The organism is Priestia sp. SRI_019 (assembly GCF_057586255.1).
This window is the reverse complement of sequence record NZ_JBYCZN010000001.1, coordinates 1,850,997-1,873,672: the sequence shown is the minus strand read 5'-3', so window position 1 is coordinate 1,873,672 and position 22,676 is coordinate 1,850,997. Positions and strand designations below refer to the sequence as shown.

Here is a 22,676-nt window from a genome sequence, read left to right as displayed (position 1 = left end):
TGTTCAAATTATAAGTTGTCGTTTCAACGACGCCTAATAATAATAAAACATATTATATGAAACGTCAATAGTTTTTCTAAAAAAACATTCTTTTTTATTTCCATTGTATTTTACACATCACGGTAACAACTATTCATTAAACATTAACTATTGTCTCTTAATATCCCACTCCACTTTTTTAACTATGAAATTGGTGCTAATAAAACATGAACGAAAGAAAAAATATAAAGTATCTACGCTCTCTTTATAAGGCATACTTATAAAGAGAGGAGTAGTGATTAGTATGTATTATAGTAAAAGAAATCAAGAACCTCCGGTTCAAGAAGAAACAGAAATTTGGGAATGTACAGTAGAAGAATGTAAAGGCTGGATGAGGAAAGACTTTTCTTACGATAGTCATCAGAAATGTCCTTTGTGTAAAAGTCAGATGGAAGCTAAAAAACGCCTTATTGATAAAATCCCCCGTAATCCCCATAGAAAATAATGTACACCTATGCTTTTTAAAAGATTAAACACTACCTATACATAAAAAAGCCTTTGTTCATATTTGCTTTCTATTTCTATTGTATGTTATAACTAATTAACCTTGTATCGATCGTCTTGTCTAAACCCCAGGTTTTTTAAAACCCTGGGGTTTCTATTCAATTACTGGTAGATAAATCATGGTTTTCTAATTATAAAACCATAAAAAAAAGACTCCTGTACAGGAGTCTTTTTTGTGATTACTTTTTATTATGCTTTGTGAACGTTAGCAGCTTGTGCTCCACGTTGACCTTGCTCAATATCAAAAGTAACTTTTTGACCTTCTTCTAATGATTTGAAACCTTCACCTTGAATAGCACTGAAATGAACGAATACATCGTCTCCGCCTTCAACTTCGATGAAACCGAAACCTTTGTCTGCATTAAACCATTTTACTGTACCTTGTGTCATAATGTTGCCTCCTGCTGTGGAATGATCCACAAATGTATTACCAATCTTGCCCAAACATACTATTTCAAGATAAAAACTTCTAATTAGGGTTTTTTCTTTTCTCAATATACCGAACAAAAATAAGTTATCCGTAGTGTAACACATAGTAGGATGGATAGCAAATAAGAAAAATATCCCCTTCAACAAGTTCTAACTATTCATCTTCCCCCTGCCAAGACTTATGATAGGCACATGTAGCATAGCTTTTTGATGCTCTAGCACATTAAATAAAATGAATAAGTACATATATTTACTTATTATAGCTCTTCATAATAAAACTTCATTATTTAATCTTTCTTATAAATAAAGGGTACATGTAATCCAAAAAACCCCTGTTAGCTTTACTGAATTATAAATAGGCTATTGGGATATTCTATTTAGGGAAGAAGGAAAACAAGTTATTGATTACAACTAATCATTACAAAGCTTCTTACATTTGGGATGAGGTGTCTACAGCAGGCATATTTCAGAAAACCTTATTGTAAATCGATGTATGTTTGATTCATAAGGGGATGGTAATCATGAGCGTAGTAAGAATATATATAATGGGTAGACAATAACGTTCATTTATAACTATGCAAATGAGGTGTTTGTCCCAGACCAAGAACGATTTCGTTCACATTGTATATTTTTTTAGTTCAATGCTTAAATGAGGTGTTTGTTAAAGAGAATATACTTTTTCAAGTTACTGTTTCATTAGGCAATGCAATTACGTAAATGAGGTGTTCCTTAAAGATCATATGCTGCATTAAAAGCTATTTTTTCCTTCTTCATATGACGGGATGCATAATCGTTTGCATCTCGTTTTTGTTACATAAAAAAAGAATGTTTATTCTCTTTTCATGGGTTAAAGAAAGGCCTGTATCTGTTTAGATACAGGCCTTTCTTTCGAGTTCAGTTACCACAAACCTCTTTATTTAACTTTTGTTTCATCGGAAAATAATATAAGATCGCGGGAACTATTATTCCAATTAGCCAAGCAATATCTGCGCCACCAAATGCCTTTGCTACGGGACCAATGTAGAATGATGTGTTAATAAAAGGAATCTCTGCAACAATTGATACACCAAATGCCATGCAAGTGATTCCGTTTATTTTTCCGTATTGACCATTTACATCGAAGATATCTTTCACATTATATTGACCACGGCGTAATAAGTAGTAGTCCACAAGATTGATAGACGTCCAAGGAATCAAGAAATAACTAATGAAAAAGATAAAATTTAAGAAAAATGATAGAAAATTACTTTGGCCTAATAAACATAGGATAGTACCTGCCAATGTAACACAAAACATCATCCCTACTCTAACTTTTTGTGTTACTTTCAGCTTCCAAAAGGGCTCTATAGTTGTAATGGTTGACATGAAAGCACCATATAAATTAAAAACATTAATAGCTAGTTGACCAAAAATAATGATCAAATACATAAAGATAGCAAAACTTCCGAATAAGTGAGCTAAATTCCCACCAGAATGATCAAGGAAATTAGGAATAGTAGTTGTTAAAGTTGCTCCTAAAATCATCATCCATACAGTCCCTACAAATGTACCCAGGTAACTATACCAAAAGGTTTGTGCAGTTGATGTATTAACGGGCAGATAGCGTGAATAGTCTGCTACGTATGGTGCATATGCTAATTGCCATGTTGCTACAATGCTGATAGCGAGTAAAAATACAGGTAAATCCAAACCACTTAATGAAAAACTTCCTGTCGGAAGTGGTAACTGAAATATAATAATTGTTGCTGCTAGATACACAACAAATGAAGACCATGATAATACTTTCTGCATTTTATGAATTAAATCATGGCCAAAAATTGCAACAATAAAACAAAGAATATTTAAGATTATTATGGCCCAGCTTTGATTAATGGGTATTAAACTGTTTAATGTTTGTGCTGCAAGCACACTACTACTTGCGAAAAAACCTAAATACACGAACATTACCAGAAATAACGGGAAAATAGCTCCGATTACTCCAAACTGTGCTCGACTTTGAATCATTTGAGGAATTCCAAGTTTAGGTCCCTGAGCAGAATGTGAAGCCATAAAAATAGCACCCAATAAGGTTCCAAGTATAATAGCTGCGAAACTCCAAAATAAATTAAGGCCTAAACTAATTGGTAATGCACCTGTTACAAGAGTTGTAATGTGCATGTTTGCTCCAAACCAAATAGGGAACAAATCTTTTGCTTTTCCATGACGTTCGTCTACTGGAACAAATTCAACGCTACGTGTTTCAACTTTCAATAGATATACCACCTTGTAAGATATTTGCTGCTTGCACTCTAAGTCAAACTATATAATTCAACGGTTTAATACTTACTTATAGTGGGTGATGAATCATTCGTATAATTAACATGTATTCCCTTGAATCATTTGATATAACAGCTATATAAGACTTCGCTACGTTTAATTAAGTAACAATTTTATCTGTGCTCCTTTTATAAATTGCTGTTCATAAAAAAGGTGGTGCAATGGAGGGATAAACTTTCTTAATAAGAGGAACTGCAAGGTTTTAGTATCTAACTGCTTAGGTATCTTCTTATTTAATTTGATAATTTTTTATACGGTCTCTTAGAGCATTAGTATACATAATAACATAGATGCATCTTCTATCAACAATTTCTTTAGGACCGTCTAATACTACTTGAGGTATTGAAGTTGCTTTCCCTGCGTCAGCTCCTCCACTCTAACTTATTTATTCTAATATCAAACTTCCTTTTGTTTCATCAAAAATGTTCATAAAAGTGCATAAACATATGAAGACGTTCGTAATTTGTTTTAAAACTAAAACGAACGATCAAAGTGATAAGTTCCTTATATAAAAGAAAAGTCCGTAAAGGTATACTTTTACGAACTATTTAATTTATCTAGATTGTCTTTATATGCAAAAAAGCCCTGTGAATTTTACAAGGCCTTCTAATTTTCCTTTTTTACATAGTCTAATTCAGAAAGTTTCTCTACGTTAATACGCCATACTTAATTATTTTTTTAAGCTGAAGGCCTTTCTAAAGACTTATTGCTCGGTGCAAACCAACCTAGTAGAGCAATACCAACTAATACTCCATAGAAGATTAATGTCCAAATAGTACTATGGGGAAAATGAGGGTCTAAGACACCTATATCTTTATGAGCAAGTGTAATAACAGCAAGTTTGACACCCACCCAAGCAACAATGGCATATGCTGTAGTTTCCAAGGCAGGACGCTTTTCGAGGAGTTTTACAAACCAGGTCGCTGCAAACTTAATCAAGATAAGACCTGCAATTCCTCCCAAAACTACAACTGCAAATTGTCCCCCACCCATACCACCAATTTCACCAAACTGTGAATCTGGAAGACCAAGGGCTATAGCTACCGCAGCTAAAATAGAATCAATCGCAAAAGCCAAATCAGCTAACGCAATTTTTCCTACTGTCGGCCAGAATCCTTTTCCAGCAGACTCCTTTTCATCATCATTATGAATATTCTCGTTGTGTTTCCCAAGCCGTGCCTTAAGGACATGCTTCAAACCTAAATACAGAAGATAAGCTGCTCCTACCGCCTGAATCCACCAGACGTTGGCGATAAATGAAATAGCGAAGAGAGCACCAAATCGAAAAATAAATGCCATAAGAATTCCATAATTAATTGCTTTTTTCTTCTCATTATCCGGTAGATGTTTAGCTATGACTGCTAGTACAAGAGCATTGTCAGCTGATAATAAACCTTCTAAACCAATTAGAATTAACAATGCCCAAGCGTATTCGATCCAGATAGAGTCCATCTATTTTCCTCCTTTCCAAATTATAATTCATTATGTTAAAGAATTTGCTTACATTAGAATGACCATCTATATGAACGGTAATCCTAGAGAATGGAACTTTCATTATTTTAACACTAATTCTCTAAATAATATTTATTAAAATGTAAATATTCAGAAGTTTTCGGGCAACTTTGTTAGTGCTCCTTTTGAGTATTATAAACACTTTTAGCCTCTCCATAATTACCGCATCTTTAGTGAAAGAAAGCCAGGTTACTACAGTAGGGTTCTGAGGAAGCTAAATTGTATATATGTGAAATACATGTAAATAATAGTATTACTTATATAGAACTGGAGATTTCAATATGAAGGTATCAGTAAAGTTAAAATTATATGTTCTTGGACTGTTACTGCTAATTAGCTTTGTTTGTACTGGTATCTTAGTTGAAATGGGCAAGTTTAGTGAATTTGACAAATGGTTATCATCTTTTATCCATCATAAACGATCTTCTTACTTAACGCCTATAATGAAATTTTTTGATTTTATTGGATCAACTTACTGTGTTATCGGAATCTGTCTTGCAATTTTATTTTACCTTTATTTTGTAACTAAACGTCGTTTTGCCTCTGTTCTATTCATTGTTGCCATGATAGGAGAAAGACTGCTTAGCGAGGGTCTAAAGTATTTATTTAGCCGTTCACGACCAGATGGATCTCATTTAGTAGAGGTGGATAAACATAGCTTTCCTAGTCAACATGCTATGAATTCCTTTGTTCTTTACGGTATACTTCTATTTCTGTTATGGACACATTTAAAGAGCAATAAAATAAAGGCCGTATTTTCCTTACTAGCAAGCATTCTTATCTTAGCAATGGGATTCAGTCGTATTTATCTAGGTGTACACCATCCAAGCGATATTTTAGGCGGATACCTTATTAGTGCGTTTTGGTTCATAGTTATAATGCTATATACAGTTCATTATAAAGAAAAGAAAAAAATGTCTAACTAATTAATTTCAATTTGGTGACAGCAAGGTCTCATACAAAGATAGTAGTTAACACAAGAATAATTATGATTATTCTTGTGACTATGCTATATAACTTCTCCGGTTTTAAAAAAGTAATTTCGTTTGGTTTTTTAAAGAATAGGCAATATAAATAAAAACAAAGAAAAAGGAGAAATAAGCTATATGAATAAAAAAATGGTAATGCTTTGTATTTCATTAGCCGGTACTTTAGCTACAGGATTTCTTGTAGGATGCTCTAATCAAAATGAATCATCGCAAAATACATCACAAAGTGAAAATAGCTCTTCTGAAAATAAATCAAATTTACAACAGTTCTCCAAAGATCCGGATAGTAAACAGCAAGGTGAAGACTTTGATTTAGTAGGAACATTAGAGAAAGAAACGAACGATGAGTTAACACTTGTTATCGATGGTAAAAAAGTAAAGATACCTAAAAGTAAGTCGTTTAAAAAAGAAAAAGATACACCTAAAGATATTAATGGAAAACAAGTAAACGTAGAGATTGATGCTAAAAATAATAATGCAGAAAGTCTAGAGTTAACTCCTCAAGCAAAAGCAGATTCAAATGGTATATACGAAAAAGATGCTGATGGAGATTACAGCATAATTGGAAAATTAATTAATGAAACCGATAATGATGTAACAATAGAAGTGTCTAGTGGAAAAAAGACTTATAAAAAAGCTAAAGACTTTGAGCAAGATGACGACAATATGCCTGGAGATAGTAAAAACAAAGTTGTGCGATTAGAAGTAAAGAAGACTGATGAAGTTGAAAGTCTCGAGGTAGATCCACAGGATCAATAAATGAAATAGAGAATTTAAGTAGCTTATTTGTGTTACCTACAATGTATGTTTTGTTCTTTTTAAAAAGGATAATGACCAAATAAGATCATGTTAATGCTTTAATTTAGCATTCTTTCCCTTTTTCCCAACAATTTTGTTGGATATAGACGCCTACTATGGCGTCTTTTTTTTTTGCAGAAAAGGCAATCCACTACGGTTTCATGAATATAGATAGGAGAATAATGAAGAAGGGGGAAGGTGTGAATGATAAGAAAGTTATCTATTCCTATTTTAATTTTAGTGATACTATGGACAATTATTCTTTGCATAGAAAAACAAGTTATTGCAGCCTGCTTTCTATGGATCATTTATAGCGCCTTGCAGTTTTTTCGAAGGGAATAATTTTCATCTTCTAAATAAAGATTTTTAGTAAAGTATATGAATCATACATAAGAGGATTTCTAATAGCCCTTTGAATTCCTTTAGTAATACTACAAACTTAACCTTTCTACATAAGCAAAAGACACTGGCTCTTAACCAGTGTCTTTTGTTTATAATTTTATTTTATCCTCAATAATTTTTATAGAAATGTCATTCATACAAATCATTAGATACTTTTCAGTTTCCTTGGATCTGTTACTTTGTGCTTGTATTTCTTTTCAAATTTATTAAACATGGATATATTCGCTAGTACTCCTACAGCAAACATAAGCAAGGTAAGAGAAGAACCACCATAACTTACAAAAGGTAACGTTACACCTGTAATAGGAAGAATTCCCGTTACTGCTCCAAGGTTAACAAATGCTTGAATACCTATCATAACGGAAATACCGATAGCTAGTAGTGCCCCAAAAGGATCATTAGATTTTCTTGCTATTTTTAACCCTTGAAGGATAATAAAAAATAATAGTCCTAATACAAGAAGTACTCCCCAAAAACCTAGTTCCTCCGCAATAATTGCCATAATAAAATCTGTGTGAGATTCAGGCAGATAACCTGCCTTTTGAACACTTTGCCCTAATCCCATGCCCGATAGTCCACCACTCCCTATTGCCAAGTAGGAGTTAACCAGTTGGTACCCATTTCCTTGTTGGTTCTCAAAAGGATGTAGATAGCCAGTAAAACGAGCTAAACGAACAGGCGAAAACACGGTGTCTATATGTCCCGTCACTAATAAAACGACTAACATAATAAGGATGCCTATTACTCCTAGTAAGGCAATCTTTAGCATTGATTTCTTCGAGATACCTGAACATAAAACAATAGCTGCAACTGTACCTAAAATAAGTAAAATCCCACCGTAATCGGGTTGTAAAGCAATTAAGAAACAAATAAACAATACAACAAGGGTAGGTGGAATAACAGAGCGCTTTAGATCATTGATATACTCTTGTTTATTCGCAAAAACAGCCGATAAATATACAATGATCGTTAGTTTCGTAAATTCTAATGGTTGTATTCTAATCGGGCCCAGGATAAGCCAGCTTTGTGCATTTCCTGCCGTATGTCCAAAAATAAGGACCAAGGCAAGGAGTGTAATCACTGTTATTAATAAGATTTTTAATACTTTTTTCTCTCGATAAATTTTATAAGGAATAAAGGCAGCAACACAGAAAAAGAAAAAGCCTGCTATCAGAGCAAGTTTTTGCTTTTGATAAAAATAATCCCCTTCAACACCGTAACGACTAACCGCCGTTACCATACTAGCACTGTAGACCATGACTAAACCGATGAGGCTTAGAACAATTAAGGCTACAATAAATTTGTAATCATAACATTTTACTATTTTCTTAAACATAAAAACTCCTCGTTCCTTGCAAGTGTAAAAATCTTATTTTTATCATAAAACAAAGATTCTTAGTAGATTATATAGAGTAAAAAGAACACTCAATAGTATAATAACAGTTCCTCGTGCTTTGTTCTTTCCTACGATATAATCATTTATACCATGTAAGAGAAAAGATACTGAAACCATAAGAACGGCTATATTGTACCAGTAATCGCTATCAAAAAGCCAAGCTATACTCATACAAATAAGCAATACAATCAACGTTGCATTTCGAATTCGATTATCAATAAAAATTTGTGCATATTTCATAAAAATCTCCCACTACTATCTCTTTTATTATATATCGTTACGTTTTATCCTTTCCTCTCCATCTCACCTTATTAACTTATACACTTCTTAGACGTTCCTGTTTTAAGATTAATCATTCTCTTTCTTCCAAAAAATCAGGACATATAGAACATTTTGTTATATAATAAGTTGTTTTTCATGTTTTAATTATAAACATTAGGATAAGGAAAACAATAAAAAGCGAATCCTTTCTTTTATATGCTATTCGTTATTATACAGCTACATTGATTTTAGAACTTTTTGTCCCTGATTAAAATATGAAGAGAGACTTATTTAGTATTCTCACACTTAAACGTGAGAAATAAGGAGAATTACTATGTCATTGACTACTACAGATGATTTCTTTCATTTCTTAATACTAGATATCATTCTTAGTTTCCTCCTGCTTTGTTTTATTATTTTTATAGATAAATATTTTGGTAAAAATAAAGATACAAGTGAAGAAAAGAGAAGAAAGTATCAGAAAGATTTCATTGTCTTGTTAGCAGTTGGATTAATCGTTTATTTTATGTAACATACTATAATGTATAGAATCGTTAATCACATGGAGGAGCAGCAGTATGATTCGAACAATAGCTATTACACAAGACCTACAGGTTAAAGAAGATGTGCCCCTTGCTCACTTATCTGATTCCTCAATTAAATGGTTTTGGGTAGACTTTTCCTCTCCTTCTGAAGAGGAGGCAAAAGTGTTAGAGACGTTTTTCCACTTTCACCCTTTAGCTATCGAAGATTGTCTTCACTTATTACAACGCCCTAAACTTGATTATTATGAGGGTTACAGCTTTTTAGTTCTTCATTATTTAAATAGCCACACATTAGATGTTGAAGAAGTGGACTTATTTATCGGAGATAATTATTTAGTAACCTTTCACCTTAAACCATTACTCAGTATTGAAACAGTACAACAACGTCTTTTACAACATCCTAGTGGATTTAATAAAGGAGTGTCCTATATCGCTTATGCGGTGCTGGACCAATTAGTGGATGATTACTTCCCAATTGTGTATGAAATTGAGGATAAATTAAATGAAATTGAAAGCAAAGATGCCAAAAAGTCAATTGCTTTACTAATGAATGATGTTTTTGATATCCGAAGTGATTTATTAAAGCTCAGAAAAACCGTTCTTCCTATGCGTGATCTGCTATATCGAATTATTAATTCTGAGCGTTTACATATACCTACAGAGCAGAAAGCCTATTTCAATGACATCTATGATCACTTAATAAAATTAACAAGCATGGTGGAAGCCAATCGAGATATGACATCAGATATGAGAGATAACTACCTTTCACTTAATGCCAATCGGATGAATTCTATTATGATGACACTAACAATTATCTCCTCTATTTTTATCCCCCTTACCTTTGTCGTAGGGTTATATGGGATGAACTTTGATCATATGCCTGAACTTCACTGGCACTACGGATATTATATTGTTTTAGGAATTATGGCTTTAATGACCATCGGTATGATTCTCTGGTTTAAACGAAAAGGCTGGTTTAATGTCAATAAATAGGAAGGGCTAGAAGGAAGACTTTCTAATACTTTTTTCAAATAAAAAGCTGCCATCTACGATTTGCCACTGCTTTTTAATTATGCTAGTATTTACTCAATGGTTATCAATTTGCTTACTTTATGCATTGAGTGTTATAAAGTGAAAATTGAAACAAAAAACACATCTCTTAGAGATGTGTTTTTTGGCTTTATTATATGTATATCTTCTCACAATTCCCTACGTCTGTCCAAAGATAATGATTACACAAATATATATTTTAAAAAGTATGTCTTACAAAGAACAAATAGAAAACTACCTCGGGTCGTCAGGTGAGGTAGCTTATAAGACATAGCGAATTTTCGCTATAAATACTATCTTTTCCATTACAAGCATATGAATAAAACGTGCACTTTTTATTCATCCGCCTCCCACTTGGGTATCGAGTAAAGGCCGTCATATCAAGGATGTATAAAAAGCTGCATACTCCGGAAAAAGAACCCTCGGCAGAACCGTTCTGCGACAAGGGTTCTTTTTTGGTATGTGTACCGGAAAAGAGTGATTATGTTAACTACCTTTGTATATGATATACAGCGTAAAAAGAGAAAAAGCTACTGAACAGGGGTCAGTCCCCAGGGATCAGTAGCTTTTTCTGTCCTCGTAAGGATTGAAGGATCATTCTATGATACCTCACGGCGTCTTGAGTAGTTTGTTCAAGTTAGTAAGAATTTATGTGTAGAAAAGAGAAAAAACCTACTGAACATGGACGATAGTAGGTTTTTCTTTTAGCTTATTTATAGTACACAATGAAAGATTGAGAATGAACATCTCTCCGTCTTTTCAATAGTGTGCTCAATTAGGATATAAATCATTCATATAAATGTTTCACAAGCTATGAAACATTTATGTAGTGTTCCGGAAATGTTGATTACGTTAACTATGAATTAATATGCATACATGAGGTTTTGTAACTAAAAAGAACTTATTACCTTTCTTTAATACCTAGCACATCCCACGTATTTCCCCATTCTTTCATTGCTTCGAATATTGGACGCATTGTTTTTCCTTTATCAGTAAGAGAGTATTCTACATGAGGAGGTATCTCTGAATATATTTTACGTGTAATAATTCCCTCATCATGTAGTTCCTTTAAACGTAAAGAGAGAGTTCGAGGGCTTACTCCTTTTAAAGATTTTTGTATCTCCCCAAAACGTTTTGGTCCAGTAAAAAGTTCTCTTAAGATTAAGAAGGTCCACTTCCCTCCAATAACATTCATTGTCTTTTCTATAGGACATTTAGAAGAACTAGATTTCAGTTCAAGTTGATTATTCATGATATTCCTCCATTACTATTCATAAGGATACTTACTATAAAAAATATCAGGACTATAAAAATGCAAGTACTTCATTTAGTATAATTATTATAAATCGCCCAGTAAATGGTTATTTATAATACATTTATAAAAGGAATGATAAAGGTGAAAGCCATTGTTTTTGGAGGTACAGGTTTTATAGGAAGTCATACGGTAGAACAATTGCGGTTAAAAGGACACGAGGTTACAGCCGTGGTTCGCCAAACTAGCGACACTTCCTTTTTGGATAGCTTAGGTGTGCGAGTAGTTAGAGTAGACTTCTCCAGAACTGAATCTTTTGGAGAGATCATTAAAGGGCATCAAACAGTTTATAACTGTACCGCAGATGCTAATCTAAGCACTGATGTTAATTTAGAAGCACCTGTGGAGATTGGATTGACAAGAAAACTCCTTAAACAGGCTGCTTTAAATGGTGTTGAGCGTTTTATACAATTAAGCTCAATTGTAGTATATGATTTTCGTACAAATAAACCTATAACTGAATCCTATGATATACGTCCAGAGTACCCTATTCAGGAGTTGCTTCTAAAAAGAGAAGAGATTGTTCAAGAGATAGGAAAAGAAACAGATATGGTAACGATTATTCTACGTCCAGCAAGTGCAATAGGATCTCGAGATAAGGCTTCTTTTTTCTCAAGATTACTAAAAAATCATGTAGATAAAAAATTTCCGATTTTGAAAAATGGTCAAACGATAGTTTCTTTAGTTGATACACGCGATATAGGAAGAGCAATGGAATGGTTAGGTACCTATAAGGTGTTTACAAAAAAACAAAACGTCTTTTTACTTAAAGGATTTGACACAACCTGGGGAAGTCTAAAAGCAGCTATAGATGAAGCAAGAGGGACAATAGCAAATATACACGACTTATCTAAAATAGTAGAGAAAAATACACCCATGTCTTACGCTTTAAGTACTTTCGGCACAAATCGAATCTGGGATGATAAAAAAATAAGAAGTTTAGGCTTCAAGACTAAATATTCCCAAACTGAAAGCGTACAATATGCCGTTAGAGATTTAATTAAAAGAAATGTTATTTAAAGATAAAGCCTAATAAACTCATTCTTGGTTTATTAGACTTTTTAGTACCTATGATGATGATTATGTAAATAACAGCTGCATTCTTTATAGACCTGATATTCCAAATGCTACAGCAATAAATAAAAATAGTACAATTGCTATTGTAATAACGGTTAGTACGATCCTTTTCCATATATTTTTAGGACTTAAAAAAGCAAAAATTAATGTCAAAGCTAACCCAATCAATAACCATGTATTAATAGTTGTTGATGAGTAATTATTATTTGTAGGAACCATGAAATAAAAGCCAAAAGTCAAAATTAAAAAAGCAAATGAAATTTTACCAAAATGTTTTCTCAATGTGTTATGCCTCGCTTGCTTAATAGTTTAGATGAGTTTTAAATAACTATTCTTAACGCTCCTTATGTTACCAAAAAATACATATTTGAACAATGAAATCCTATCTACCGATAACAGTGATTATGCTAACTGAGTCTGTATATTGCACTCATCTCAAGCTTCTTTTTTAAGAACAAAATAGTAGAAAGCAGAAATTCCCAAACTAACAAATATAATAGGTAGCACAATCATTGTATGTTCACCTTCTTTTTCATAAGGCCTGTTGGGATAGACGTTTCAGCTGTTACTGGAGAGTCAAAAAATACTCTTTTTAATTTTTTATATTCAAAGAAAAGTAGAGCTATACTCATACAGGTTAACAATGTGGTAACAGAACGAGCTGGTATCTCAAAACAAAAATCAAGAATAGTAATATTTACTGTGATAGGTAAATAAATAATGTTTCCTAAAGTTGCTGTCTTTGGAATTACTAATAATAAGGCTGCTGTTATTTCTCCCAAAGCAATAAAAAGATTATATGTATCCGAATATCCAAAGAAGTGCCAAGCCAATTGCATTGCTGAGTCCTTTGTCGAGTCATATATAAAGTCGCCAGTAGAAAACTGGCCTGGATAGATTTTGGCAATGCCGTAAATCAAGAAAGTTAATGCTAAAGACCATCTAAATGTAGTGATAATTGTCATTCTAAGCTTTGTTAGAAATGTACTTCTATTCATTGATTTTCCCACTTTCTATTTTCGTTTTAATAAACCTATTTTGTATTTCTTTGCTAGGGACGAGACAACTTTCTTTTTTCCCAAAGAATCGATATCGATTCTTTGCAATAAAACGGTACGCTCTATCTCGAATTTTTTTAGGTATTATCCAAAAGAGAATGAAAAACCTTATAGGTCCGGTAAGCTTATTTATGATATGTAAGATTGCTGTAGATTCCGTATATATTTGACCTTTGTCCATTAAGATAATGGAATCTAATTGCGTGTTATTCGGATTGTGATTTATTATCAATGAACGTGCTAAATCCGATTGAAGAGACAAAAATTTAAATATGCCTTTAGGATCTCTTTTTATCACAAATTGGACCCAATGATTACATACGTTACATATACCATCAAACATAATAATAGGTTGATTGTCTTTTTTTATCTTCAATATATCTCATCCCTTTAGCTAATTGTAAATATTTTCTACAAATAATTATAATACGAGATTTAATAAAGCTCACCTAACAATAATGTAAGACGGGCTTACAATTTTGTTAGATGAGCTTCATTTTTTTGTTAAGAGTGCCTAGAATCCGTTTCATGGTAGTTAAAGGCATATATTATACATAGTGATTTAAATGAATATTATTGATAAAATGGAAAAATAAAGGTGGTACTGAAGGTTTAATATGTATATGTGGAGTAATAGTGAGGGAGCTATAAGCCTTTTGTATTCAAGACCATTATTTGTATTTTTCATTGTTGTATTGTTTGCTTTGTTCGTCACAATTTTAATGCAACATAAGAAGAAATTAGTTACTGGTTTGCATGTAATCACTATAGCAATCATTAGTTTATTCATTTCAGGCTTAATCCTTTTCTTAGAAGGGATAATTGTAGATGATCTTAATCTATCTGGAGATACGATTTCAACTTACATGTTTTTAATAATAGTGGCCCTATGTCTCATTAACTCCGTAACGTATTCTTTAAAAATAAAAAGCTTCGATAAAGGTTAAAAAGAAGTCTCTTTTAGAGAGCTTCTTTTTTATTTACTACCTAGAAGGAACATTATGTTAACTAGAAATGCATATCATATACAGTTAAAACAAAACTCTTAAGACTGTATTTTTTCGTTTAGCTCTAACTTTTCGATTAATTCTTCAGTTGTTAAAACTGTAGCAAATTCATCGTCTAAAGTTGCTAATGACACATTATGTATTTGTTCAGCTGAATAATATGTATTATCTGCTCCTTTTATTGCAAATGCAGCTGTGGCATCTGATACTAGGTACGTTTCAAATCCTAAATTACCACTCATTCGAGTAGTAGTTGATACACAATGTGGAGTTGTTAATCCTACTATTACGACTTTTTCTATTTTATGTACTTTTAAATGATTCTCAAGTCCAGTTCCTATAAAGGCACTGTTTACTTTCTTTTTAAAAATTGTTTCGTTTTTAACTGGAACTGCAATATCTTTGAAACCCGAACTTTGTTTACTAGGGTGGAAAATGGATTGATCGTTATCGGACAAGTGCTGGATATGTATAATAGGGTATTCTTTTTCTCGCCATGTCTTTAAAAGATTTTGGATATTCTCCTCAGCATTAAGGTTATTTCTTGTGCCCCATTTCTCATCTTCAAAAGCTCTTTGAACGTCAATGACAATTAAAGCTGTATTGCTAAAGTCTTCTCTCATGTGTAGTTCTCCTTAAGTGTTTTCTACATATTTTAACATTTATGTTAGATTGGTGTATTAAAAATAAGAATTTGATTTAAGTTTTTTAAATTCCTAGAATTTTGATTATGGTAACTAAAAATGTATGGGGTATAAAATTCTATTATGCCCGAGTCTTAAAGTAGTTCGAAATCCTCACACAATGCTGTAAATACTCATTGCAATAATAGTTTGGACCACTGAAATGATACTTAATTGTATAAAAGAACTATTTCTTTTAGTAATATACGTATCGTATAAAATATTGAAAATAAAGAAGCAAATGAGGCCTATAATAGTTTCGATTATAAACATTTTTCTACCCCTCCATTTTTAAATATTTACCATTAGATTTAACTGACTTCTACCTCCATATAACGGATACCAAAAAAGGTGTAATATGTAACGCGATAATTTTTTATTGATTTTTGTTTCACACTGTTCCAATCGTGACCATTCGGTTTCGCTTGATAACCTTGCACCATAAATTTATCTAGTGGTCTAAGTGACCATTTTCTGAAATCCCCTTCAAGTTGCGCTACCTCTTTCTCTTCTTCTGGTGAACTTAAATAGCGTGCTTCATTATTTGTTATTCTCGGTATACTGATAGCTAAAATAATAATAACCCCAATGAAGATGACCCAATTCAACAAGCGTTTTTTCATCTTGGATATTTCTCCCTTTTTTATTTCATTATATTATATCTTTTGATATACGACTAATATATTATGTCAATTAAATTAGTAAAGCTTCTTCGTCATATCCGTGCCGATAAAACACATCATGTAAACTGTATTGGTATAAGGTTACAACTTATTGAAATAAAGACATGTGTATTTAGTACAAAATCTTTCTCATTTACCGTATTCTTTTCCATTCAAAATATAGGATTCCAGAATAACCTTATTGTTTTTAGCGTTTTTGTAATAGTAATATTTCTTTTTGTCCCCTTTAATTTTCACATAAACCAACCAATTTTTATCACCCTGCAGATTCCCCATAAAGGGACTTATTTTTTCAATATTCTCTTCACTTATATGCTTCTCGTTTACCAGATAATTTTCTACTGCTGCTTTAGCAGAATGTTTTTTGTAATTTATATAACCAGAAAAACCAGCTATTCCAAGTGCTAAAAATAAGATTATAATTACTATCTTTTTCATTACATTGACTCCTCTTTATAATCAAAATAAATACTCCATTTTAGTGTAATTTTACACTAAAATGGAGTATTTGGATACTTTTAATCTAATAATTCAATTTGTTCCGGTAATCGCGATTATGGTAACTAGATTTTTATGCAGGATAAACCTTCTGTTAAATATTTACACAGATAGTAAGTGCACGTATTATTAATAATACGTGCACTTACTACTTTAGGAGGTCTTATTATGTGGAACTACGAACATGCTATTTTTACTACTTCTAGCCCTACATCTATTTGGAATCTGTATCAAGATATATCTAAATGGTCAAAGTGGGATGACGAAATTATAGAGGCTCATTTAGAGGGTCCCTTTACAACGGGGAGTATTGGAACTCTAACAGTTCTCAATCAAAAACCTAGTACCTTTACTCTTAAAGAAGTGAAAGAAAATCGAAGCTTTACAAATGTTATGGTAATAGACGAACAAAATATACAAATTGCTTTTTACCATTACATAAACAATGCTGATTCCCAAACTAAAATTACTCATGGCGTTAGCATTTCAGGTCTTCATGCTAAGGAAATAGGAGGTCAGATAGGACCCTTGTTAACAAAAAATATCCCTCATTCTATGGATAGACTTGTTAAATTGGCAGGTGAAAACGAATGACTAAAATAAGATATTGGATAGGTGTAGTATCTGAGGATCATGTAAGAATAGGAGAGGAAAATGGCTTTGCTCAACTATGTCATGGTAAAGCATATCCTTTAAAACGAATGAAAGCAGGAGATTGGCTCATTTATTATTCACCAAAGACATCTTATAAAAATGGCTTACCTTTACAGTCTTTTACTGCTATTGGTAAAGTTAAATCCGGGGAGGTTTATCTTTACGAAATGAATCCAAACTTTATACCGAATAGAATAGATGTAGAGTTCAAAGAATGTCAATCTGCTAGTTATTTAGAAATTAAGCCTTTATTAAATTTTGCCCGTATGACCCCAAATGTAGGTTTACTCTTTAGAAGAGGGCATTTTGAGATAGAACGGGAAGACTTTTTAATAATTGCTAAAGCTATGGGGGTAAAACAACATGAAATGGGTTTCCAAATTTAATAATCCAGAAGATAGCTCAGGATTTCTATTATGGCAAGTAACACATGCATGGCAAAGACTCATAACAAAAGAACTGAGTAAGATAAATGTTACTCATTCACAATTTGTGTTACTAGCAGCATGTGATTTTCTACAGACTAAAGGAGAAAACGTGACTCAAAAAAAGCTTGCTGATTTTACAAAGTTAAATATTATGATGGTTTCTGATGTAGTACGTACTATTGAAACAAAAAGGCTTTTGGAGCGAAGTAAGAACCCCTTAGATAAGCGAGAAATTTTATTATCTATAACTGCAGAAGGAAAAAATAAGGTTAAACAAGGGATTCCAATTGTAGAAAAAGTAGATGAACAGTTTTTTAATAATATCAAAGATACTCAGGAAGACTTTAATGAGATGTTAAATTCTTTATTATAACTAAGTTGGTTTCTAGAATAGCTCATACTATTTCCGATAAATGTTTTATGTTAACTAAAATCATATACAGTTTAAAATTAGAAAAAACTCCCTCCAATAAATAGGGAGTTTTTCTACAGGTTAATGAGATTTAGATCGAAGATAATTCTCAGCACCTTGAGTAGTTTGTTCATAATAAAAAGAGATATTCGTGGTTTAGGCTACTTGTGCCTACATCATGAATATGTTGACCAAATTATATATTTAAAATAAATTTTTAACCAATAAGAATCTTTTCTTCTGCATACCTAATTTTAGATTGTTTGTTTGAACGAATCGCAAGTACAAAGCCAATGGTAAGAGGTCCCACTCTGCCAATAAACATCATAATTGTAATCAGAATTCGGCCTATAGGACTTAAATCTCCTGTAAAGTTAGCACTTAATCCAACTGTTCCAGAAGCAGAGAACGTTTCAAACAAAAGGGTAGACATGTCTATACCTTTTTCTGTGATTGTGAGTAGAAAGAAAATAATAGAAACAAAAATAATGCCAGAAGTAGCAATAGAAAAAGCTCTATACACAAGCGATTTAGGAATTCGGCGTCGAAAAACATTAATCTCTTCTTTATTTGTCAATACTGACCATAAAGCAAACAATATTAAGACAAACGTAGTTATTTTAATTCCACCGCCTGTTGAACCTGGGGCCGCTCCAATAAACATAAGACCCATTATATACACTTTTGAAGGCAATGTGAGCGCCCCGATATCCAAGGTATTAAAACCAGCAGTACGAGGAACTACACCCTGAAAGTAAGCTGCCCACCATTTATCCCCCATGCTTAATTGACCTAAAGTATGAGAGTTATGATATTCTAGAGTAAAAATAATGAGTGTACTCACGACATTTAGTAGGATAGTTGAAACTAATACAATTTTAGTGTGAAGAGAAAACTTTCTTATGTTTCGTTTCTGAAAAATGTCTGCAATGACAAAAAATCCAGTCCCTCCTATTATGAAAAGTAACGTAATCATAATATTTACGGTTGGATCTCCTACCCATTTGCTTAAATTATCTGGTTCCAAACCAAATCCTGCATTATTAAAAGCAGAGATAGAATGGAATATGCCATAATAAATAGCCTTTCCCCAGCTCATTTCTTGGGACCAACGAATAGCTAGGATAAGCGCTCCTATACCTTCCACAGCCAATGTAATTAGCACAACACGTTGGACTAATGCAATAACGCCTTGTAGCGAAAAAGCATTTAGAGATTCCTTAAGTATTAATCTTTGTTGTAATCCTATTTTTTTACCTAGTACAATAAACATGAGTATACCAATAGTCATGAATCCCCAGCCACCAACTTGAATGAGCACAAGCAAAATGAGCTGTCCAAATAAAGTAAATGTTGTCCCCGTATCTACCACGGCTAGGCCTGTTACACATACAGTAGAAGTGGCTTCAAAAAGAGCATCAATAAAGCTTAGATGATGTCTATCGCTTGTAGCAGCAGGAATCATTAATAAGCCGGTGCCGAGCAATATTAATCCTAAAAACCCCACGAACAAGATACTTGCAGGTTCCAGATGCTTCACTTTATGTTTTTTACGTGGCTTAGAAATTATCATATTACATTTCCCTTCAAAATGTTTTGATTAAAGATTTATTATATATCATACCCATTTATTTCAAAAGATGGTCATTACTTTTATTACCTTCCTATCTTCCCAGAAAGTACGTTACATTAAGTAAATAATAAAGTGTCTAATGTTAATATACTTTAAATAAGATAAAATTTATTAAAAATAAAAAGATCACATCTTCTATGTAAAGGAGTAAAATAACAAACTAAATTATAAAAAGAATAGTTTTATAAGGCTCTGTTAAACTTTATTGTTGATTTTTTGAATAAAGAAAAACACTATATGGAATAAAACATAGTGTCCTTGTTTCTGATTGTTGATTATCAGCTTGGCGATTCTAACAATTCATCTATTATCTTTAATTGCCTTACCCTTTCCTTTGTTGAGGAATCTAAGGAGTTATGTGTTAGAAGATTTGTTACCTTTATTGCGTAGTCACTGCTAACCATTGCCTGTCTTCTCATTTGTCCTGTTGCTATGGCTTTGGCAAATGAACGTGCAGAATATTTACTAACGTCAGATTTGGAGTCTTTAGCCAATTCATTTACAATAAATCCAACTTTTCGTAAATCAAAAGCTCTAATACTTTCTTCTATTCGTTTTTGCAAAGTTTCTATTCTCAAATTTATACATAGTTCATCTTTTAAATGGTCATCGAGAAAATCTAATCCTTTTTATTGTCCTAAATCATCCATGCTATCAGGTAAATAAAGTCACGCTATAACAAACCTAACCTTTTTAATGTAGCAACCAACGGGGGGGGTATTTTCTATTTGTAGAAAATACCTTTTATTTTTATAATCCTGTTGATACACGTGCATATCCAATAAACGCCTATTATCACTCTTTCTTATTTTTCTCTTATTTGATTGTAATATAAAATAGAATAAGAAAGGTTATTGAACACAGAATACTGTACAGAGTTTCATTACAAAAAACACTAAAAATCGACTTTTCCCACTTAGAATGTAGCGTGTTCAGAAACAGATAAAAAAACAATTATTTTTCACAAAGCTCTAACAAGCGTTTGTGTATCCAAATAGCGGCTTGTAAACCTTCTCCCATCGCTACCGTAACTTGTTCAGAATGAGCCACAATGTCTCCTGCTGCCCACACGTTTGAAACATTTGTTTCTTTTGTACGCGAATTTACGATAATGTGCTGATTTTCTAGGAGTTCTACTCCGAGCCCATGCGCTAATTCTGTCCGAACTTCATTTCCTCCGAACGCTAAAAAACCTCTTTCTCCATAGATAAATTCATCGTTTTCGAGGATGACTCCTTTTAACCTTTCTGCTTCAGCTATGAGTTTTTTTATTGCCCCTTCTTTATAGGTAATTCCTTTTTGCCTCAAGGTATCTGCTAAAGGTCCAATCTCTTTTTTGTCATGATTAATATACGTAATGTCATTTGTCCAATATGTTAACGTAAGAGATAAACTGGCTCCTGCTTTTCCTGACCCTAGTACCAATACCCTTCTATTATTTACTTCATACCCGTCGCAGTCGGGACATACATATACCGTTTTTCCCATGCACGGATATAGCTCTTGCTGAAGTTCAGAAGGAATCCGGTCTACGACTCCGGTCGCAATCAGTAAAGTAGCGGCTTCGTAGTTCGCAGAGTTTGTAATGACGTTAAACCCTTCTATTTCTTTTTCACACTGAAGGACACGCTCTTCTGCAAATTGAATGCCGTAGCTTTTTGCTTGCTGCCTTCCCGTTTCTCTTAGAGTTTGCCCGCTTATTCCCTCAGGCCACCCCAATATATTTTGATAATTTTTGCAAAGATTGGAACGTCCATCGTTTGAATCAATAACCACTACACTGCGCTTATATCTTCCAAGCTGAATAGCGGCTTGAAGTCCGGCAATTCCTCCACCTATAATGACGCAGTCATACTTATCTGCCACAGCACATCACCCCAGCTTTTACTATTTTTAAACGAAAGCTTCAGTTTTTCATTATCTGTTCTTCTATTATTTTTATACGCTTTACTGTCTTTATTTTTTGAAGTCATTCTACATACAAAAAAACCGCCTCGGCAGCTGGCCTGCCTAGAGACGGTTTTTTATAAAATGAAAAAAGACGATATTACTCATTTTTCTTTCCTGCTTCTTTTTCATTAATTTTAATAATCAGCTCTTCTTTATATACTTCACTATCTTTCCCGTAGCGTAGACGGCTATGACAGTTGGGACATAGTGCCGCAGCGTCCTTTGGCTTAGCGAGTCCGCTCTCTGAAAGCTTTGAAAGATGGTACATTTGCAAAAAGGAGCTGCCATCTTTTGCGATAAACGGCGCGCTTTCTCCGCAGGCTTCGCAAATACCTGCTGCGCGTTTGTGAACATATTGTTTAAGAGCTGCCGTTTGTTCGTAAACACTTATCTTTTTTTCTTCTCCTAATGCTATATGACGAAGCTGTTCAGTTGAATAAGGTGAAACATCCAGCTTTGCTGCTTTTTCCTCGATCACGGAATTTCGTTCAAGTTCAAAAATAATGGCTTCACGAAGCTCTCCGTCTGAGTCCCACATGATTTCTAATTGATGATTAATATACGTCACTTCATCAATGAACTCTACTACTCCAGGCTCCACGTAGTGAAACAAGTAAACGGCTTTTCCTGATAAAAAATGTTCACGAAGCGCTTTATTGCCTTTAATGAGCTGCATCGACCCTCTTTGGCCTTCTCCCGTATAGAAAAAAGCGGTTTTATCTCTGTTCCACCCGTGTCCCGTTCCGTATTCACTTCCGCTTTCTTTTGTGAAAATAAAAATATATGGATGCGCTTTTGGCGTTGATATTTCGCTTTGTTCTTGTCCTTTATAAAGCTTATGAATTTGTTTTCTGCGATAACGATGTCCTTTTTGAAAGAAATCTCCGCGCTGTAAATCCGTAATCAATGAATTGCCTCCTACTGCGGTCCTGCTTTTATAGTACTTATAGCTCTACTATACACTAATTTTTGTTTTCTTTGCAGATCGTTTCTTCTATCTATTGGATTTATATCCTACAAAAAAAGCAGCTGTATGGGCA

22 protein-coding genes and 1 pseudogene are annotated in these 22,676 nt (G+C 33.1%); 9 read left to right on the top strand and 14 right to left on the bottom strand.

Going from position 1 to position 22,676, the window contains the following annotated elements; genetic code table 11:
- Positions 1 to 283 precede the first annotated feature (283 nt).
- The gene (locus AC2YJL_RS10190) at positions 284 to 484 is read left to right on the top strand and encodes a cold-inducible protein YdjO-related protein (protein ID WP_153255403.1); all 201 of its coding nucleotides are present in this window, start codon (positions 284 to 286) and stop codon (positions 482 to 484) included.
- A gap of 248 nt (positions 485 to 732) precedes the next feature.
- Here the strand turns inward: AC2YJL_RS10190 and AC2YJL_RS10185 are convergent, their stop codons facing one another.
- The 3 genes from AC2YJL_RS10185 to AC2YJL_RS10175 all read right to left on the bottom strand — a co-directional run bounded on the left by AC2YJL_RS10185 (position 733) and on the right by AC2YJL_RS10175 (position 4,740).
- Entirely contained in the window at positions 733 to 933 is a 201-nt protein-coding gene (locus AC2YJL_RS10185; RefSeq protein WP_045295226.1) for a cold-shock protein, read from the bottom strand.
- 933 nt (positions 934 to 1,866) lie between these two features.
- Entirely contained in the window at positions 1,867 to 3,222 is a 1,356-nt protein-coding gene (locus AC2YJL_RS10180; protein ID WP_369360953.1) for a purine-cytosine permease family protein, read from the bottom strand.
- Positions 3,223 to 3,966: 744 nt separating this feature from the next.
- A complete protein-coding gene (locus AC2YJL_RS10175) occupies positions 3,967 to 4,740 on the bottom strand; it encodes a TerC family protein (protein ID WP_251568732.1) in 774 nt (257 codons plus the stop codon).
- A gap of 341 nt (positions 4,741 to 5,081) precedes the next feature.
- Between AC2YJL_RS10175 and AC2YJL_RS10170 the strand changes: the two genes are divergently transcribed.
- Positions 5,082 to 5,726: a phosphatase PAP2 family protein gene (locus AC2YJL_RS10170; protein ID WP_251568731.1), complete on the top strand. Its 645-nt coding sequence runs from the start codon at positions 5,082 to 5,084 to the stop codon at positions 5,724 to 5,726.
- A gap of 180 nt (positions 5,727 to 5,906) precedes the next feature.
- Positions 5,907 to 6,548, top strand: a complete 642-nt coding sequence (locus tag AC2YJL_RS10165) for a hypothetical protein (protein ID WP_251568730.1) — start codon at positions 5,907 to 5,909, stop codon at positions 6,546 to 6,548.
- Positions 6,549 to 7,134: 586 nt separating this feature from the next.
- Here AC2YJL_RS10165 and ftsW read toward each other — a convergent pair.
- Complete coding sequence (gene ftsW, locus AC2YJL_RS10160; RefSeq protein ID WP_098433829.1) at positions 7,135 to 8,325, bottom strand: putative lipid II flippase FtsW; 1,191 nt, start codon at positions 8,323 to 8,325, stop codon at positions 7,135 to 7,137.
- Between the two features lie 655 nt (positions 8,326 to 8,980).
- Between ftsW and AC2YJL_RS10155 the strand changes: the two genes are divergently transcribed.
- Positions 8,981 to 9,178 (top strand): hypothetical protein, encoded by a 198-nt coding sequence (locus AC2YJL_RS10155; RefSeq protein ID WP_230932898.1) that lies wholly within the window; start codon positions 8,981 to 8,983, stop codon positions 9,176 to 9,178.
- A gap of 46 nt (positions 9,179 to 9,224) precedes the next feature.
- Positions 9,225 to 10,184 carry a magnesium/cobalt transporter CorA gene (corA, locus tag AC2YJL_RS10150; RefSeq protein WP_230932899.1) on the top strand — a complete coding sequence of 320 codons (960 nt, stop codon included), beginning with the start codon at positions 9,225 to 9,227 and terminating at the stop codon, positions 10,182 to 10,184.
- Positions 10,185 to 11,145: 961 nt separating this feature from the next.
- Here the strand turns inward: corA and AC2YJL_RS10145 are convergent.
- Complete coding sequence (locus tag AC2YJL_RS10145) at positions 11,146 to 11,493, bottom strand: winged helix-turn-helix transcriptional regulator (RefSeq protein WP_251568729.1); 348 nt, start codon at positions 11,491 to 11,493, stop codon at positions 11,146 to 11,148.
- A 135-nt stretch (positions 11,494 to 11,628) separates the two neighbouring features.
- Between AC2YJL_RS10145 and AC2YJL_RS10140 the strand changes: the two genes are divergently transcribed.
- A complete protein-coding gene (locus tag AC2YJL_RS10140) occupies positions 11,629 to 12,573 on the top strand; it encodes an NAD-dependent epimerase/dehydratase family protein (protein ID WP_251568756.1) in 945 nt (314 codons plus the stop codon).
- Between the two features lie 566 nt (positions 12,574 to 13,139).
- On the opposite strand, the gene AC2YJL_RS10135 is transcribed toward AC2YJL_RS10140, so the two are convergent.
- The 5 genes from AC2YJL_RS10135 to AC2YJL_RS10115 form a co-directional block, all read right to left on the bottom strand.
- Complete coding sequence (locus tag AC2YJL_RS10135) at positions 13,140 to 13,628, bottom strand: hypothetical protein (protein ID WP_251568728.1); 489 nt, start codon at positions 13,626 to 13,628, stop codon at positions 13,140 to 13,142.
- Positions 13,621 to 14,031, bottom strand: a complete 411-nt coding sequence (locus AC2YJL_RS10130) for a thiol-disulfide oxidoreductase DCC family protein (protein WP_251568755.1) — start codon at positions 14,029 to 14,031, stop codon at positions 13,621 to 13,623. The genes AC2YJL_RS10135 and AC2YJL_RS10130 overlap by 8 nt, the downstream gene beginning before the upstream one ends.
- A gap of 702 nt (positions 14,032 to 14,733) precedes the next feature.
- A complete protein-coding gene (locus AC2YJL_RS10125; protein WP_230932900.1) occupies positions 14,734 to 15,318 on the bottom strand; it encodes a cysteine hydrolase family protein in 585 nt (194 codons plus the stop codon).
- A gap of 371 nt (positions 15,319 to 15,689) precedes the next feature.
- Positions 15,690 to 16,001, bottom strand: coding sequence for a hypothetical protein (locus AC2YJL_RS10120; RefSeq protein ID WP_251568727.1), 312 nt, complete (start codon positions 15,999 to 16,001; stop codon positions 15,690 to 15,692).
- Between the two features lie 189 nt (positions 16,002 to 16,190).
- Positions 16,191 to 16,499, bottom strand: coding sequence for a DUF3139 domain-containing protein (locus tag AC2YJL_RS10115; protein ID WP_251568726.1), 309 nt, complete (start codon positions 16,497 to 16,499; stop codon positions 16,191 to 16,193).
- Positions 16,500 to 16,727: 228 nt separating this feature from the next.
- Between AC2YJL_RS10115 and AC2YJL_RS10110 the strand changes: the two genes are divergently transcribed.
- The 3 genes from AC2YJL_RS10110 to AC2YJL_RS10100 are packed head-to-tail and all read left to right on the top strand — an operon-like array spanning position 16,728 to position 18,014.
- Positions 16,728 to 17,153 carry an SRPBCC family protein gene (locus tag AC2YJL_RS10110; protein ID WP_136790396.1) on the top strand — a complete coding sequence of 142 codons (426 nt, stop codon included), beginning with the start codon at positions 16,728 to 16,730 and terminating at the stop codon, positions 17,151 to 17,153.
- Complete coding sequence (locus AC2YJL_RS10105) at positions 17,150 to 17,599, top strand: EVE domain-containing protein (RefSeq protein WP_136790395.1); 450 nt, start codon at positions 17,150 to 17,152, stop codon at positions 17,597 to 17,599. Before AC2YJL_RS10110 ends, AC2YJL_RS10105 begins: the two co-directional genes overlap by 4 nt.
- Positions 17,577 to 18,014, top strand: a complete 438-nt coding sequence (locus AC2YJL_RS10100) for a MarR family winged helix-turn-helix transcriptional regulator (RefSeq protein WP_136790394.1) — start codon at positions 17,577 to 17,579, stop codon at positions 18,012 to 18,014. Before AC2YJL_RS10105 ends, AC2YJL_RS10100 begins: the two co-directional genes overlap by 23 nt.
- Before the next feature lie 256 nt (positions 18,015 to 18,270).
- Here AC2YJL_RS10100 and AC2YJL_RS10095 read toward each other — a convergent pair whose 3' ends face one another.
- From AC2YJL_RS10095 to AC2YJL_RS10080, 4 genes and pseudogenes are all read right to left on the bottom strand, one after another.
- A complete protein-coding gene (locus tag AC2YJL_RS10095) occupies positions 18,271 to 19,626 on the bottom strand; it encodes a TrkH family potassium uptake protein (protein ID WP_487374722.1) in 1,356 nt (451 codons plus the stop codon).
- 338 nt (positions 19,627 to 19,964) lie between these two features.
- Positions 19,965 to 20,297: pseudogene (locus tag AC2YJL_RS10090) on the bottom strand (putative immunity protein); the annotation flags it as partial.
- Between the two features lie 343 nt (positions 20,298 to 20,640).
- Complete coding sequence (locus AC2YJL_RS10085; protein ID WP_195696739.1) at positions 20,641 to 21,552, bottom strand: NAD(P)/FAD-dependent oxidoreductase; 912 nt, start codon at positions 21,550 to 21,552, stop codon at positions 20,641 to 20,643.
- 181 nt (positions 21,553 to 21,733) lie between these two features.
- Positions 21,734 to 22,543: an HNH endonuclease gene (locus tag AC2YJL_RS10080; protein ID WP_195696738.1), complete on the bottom strand. Its 810-nt coding sequence runs from the start codon at positions 22,541 to 22,543 to the stop codon at positions 21,734 to 21,736.
- Between the last annotated feature and the right edge of the window lie 133 nt (positions 22,544 to 22,676).

What these genes read in the sequence shown, in the direction of transcription:
- AC2YJL_RS10190 (WP_153255403.1), top strand. Translation starts at nt 284, where the DNA reads ATGTATTATAGTAAAAGAAATCAAGAACCTCCGGTTCAAGAAGAAACA.
- AC2YJL_RS10185 (WP_045295226.1), bottom strand. Translation starts at nt 933, where the DNA reads ATGACACAAGGTACAGTAAAATGGTTTAATGCAGACAAAGGTTTCGGT.
- AC2YJL_RS10175 (WP_251568732.1), bottom strand. Translation starts at nt 4,740, where the DNA reads ATGGACTCTATCTGGATCGAATACGCTTGGGCATTGTTAATTCTAATT.
- AC2YJL_RS10170 (WP_251568731.1), top strand. Translation starts at nt 5,082, where the DNA reads ATGAAGGTATCAGTAAAGTTAAAATTATATGTTCTTGGACTGTTACTG.
- AC2YJL_RS10165 (WP_251568730.1), top strand. Translation starts at nt 5,907, where the DNA reads ATGAATAAAAAAATGGTAATGCTTTGTATTTCATTAGCCGGTACTTTA.
- ftsW (WP_098433829.1), bottom strand. Translation starts at nt 8,325, where the DNA reads ATGTTTAAGAAAATAGTAAAATGTTATGATTACAAATTTATTGTAGCC.
- AC2YJL_RS10155 (WP_230932898.1), top strand. Translation starts at nt 8,981, where the DNA reads ATGTCATTGACTACTACAGATGATTTCTTTCATTTCTTAATACTAGAT.
- corA (WP_230932899.1), top strand. Translation starts at nt 9,225, where the DNA reads ATGATTCGAACAATAGCTATTACACAAGACCTACAGGTTAAAGAAGAT.
- AC2YJL_RS10145 (WP_251568729.1), bottom strand. Translation starts at nt 11,493, where the DNA reads ATGAATAATCAACTTGAACTGAAATCTAGTTCTTCTAAATGTCCTATA.
- AC2YJL_RS10140 (WP_251568756.1), top strand. Translation starts at nt 11,629, where the DNA reads ATGATAAAGGTGAAAGCCATTGTTTTTGGAGGTACAGGTTTTATAGGA.
- AC2YJL_RS10135 (WP_251568728.1), bottom strand. Translation starts at nt 13,628, where the DNA reads ATGAATAGAAGTACATTTCTAACAAAGCTTAGAATGACAATTATCACT.
- AC2YJL_RS10130 (WP_251568755.1), bottom strand. Translation starts at nt 14,031, where the DNA reads ATGTTTGATGGTATATGTAACGTATGTAATCATTGGGTCCAATTTGTG.
- AC2YJL_RS10125 (WP_230932900.1), bottom strand. Translation starts at nt 15,318, where the DNA reads ATGAGAGAAGACTTTAGCAATACAGCTTTAATTGTCATTGACGTTCAA.
- AC2YJL_RS10120 (WP_251568727.1), bottom strand. Translation starts at nt 16,001, where the DNA reads ATGAAAAAACGCTTGTTGAATTGGGTCATCTTCATTGGGGTTATTATT.
- AC2YJL_RS10115 (WP_251568726.1), bottom strand. Translation starts at nt 16,499, where the DNA reads ATGAAAAAGATAGTAATTATAATCTTATTTTTAGCACTTGGAATAGCT.
- AC2YJL_RS10110 (WP_136790396.1), top strand. Translation starts at nt 16,728, where the DNA reads ATGTGGAACTACGAACATGCTATTTTTACTACTTCTAGCCCTACATCT.
- AC2YJL_RS10105 (WP_136790395.1), top strand. Translation starts at nt 17,150, where the DNA reads ATGACTAAAATAAGATATTGGATAGGTGTAGTATCTGAGGATCATGTA.
- AC2YJL_RS10100 (WP_136790394.1), top strand. Translation starts at nt 17,577, where the DNA reads ATGAAATGGGTTTCCAAATTTAATAATCCAGAAGATAGCTCAGGATTT.
- AC2YJL_RS10095 (WP_487374722.1), bottom strand. Translation starts at nt 19,626, where the DNA reads ATGATAATTTCTAAGCCACGTAAAAAACATAAAGTGAAGCATCTGGAA.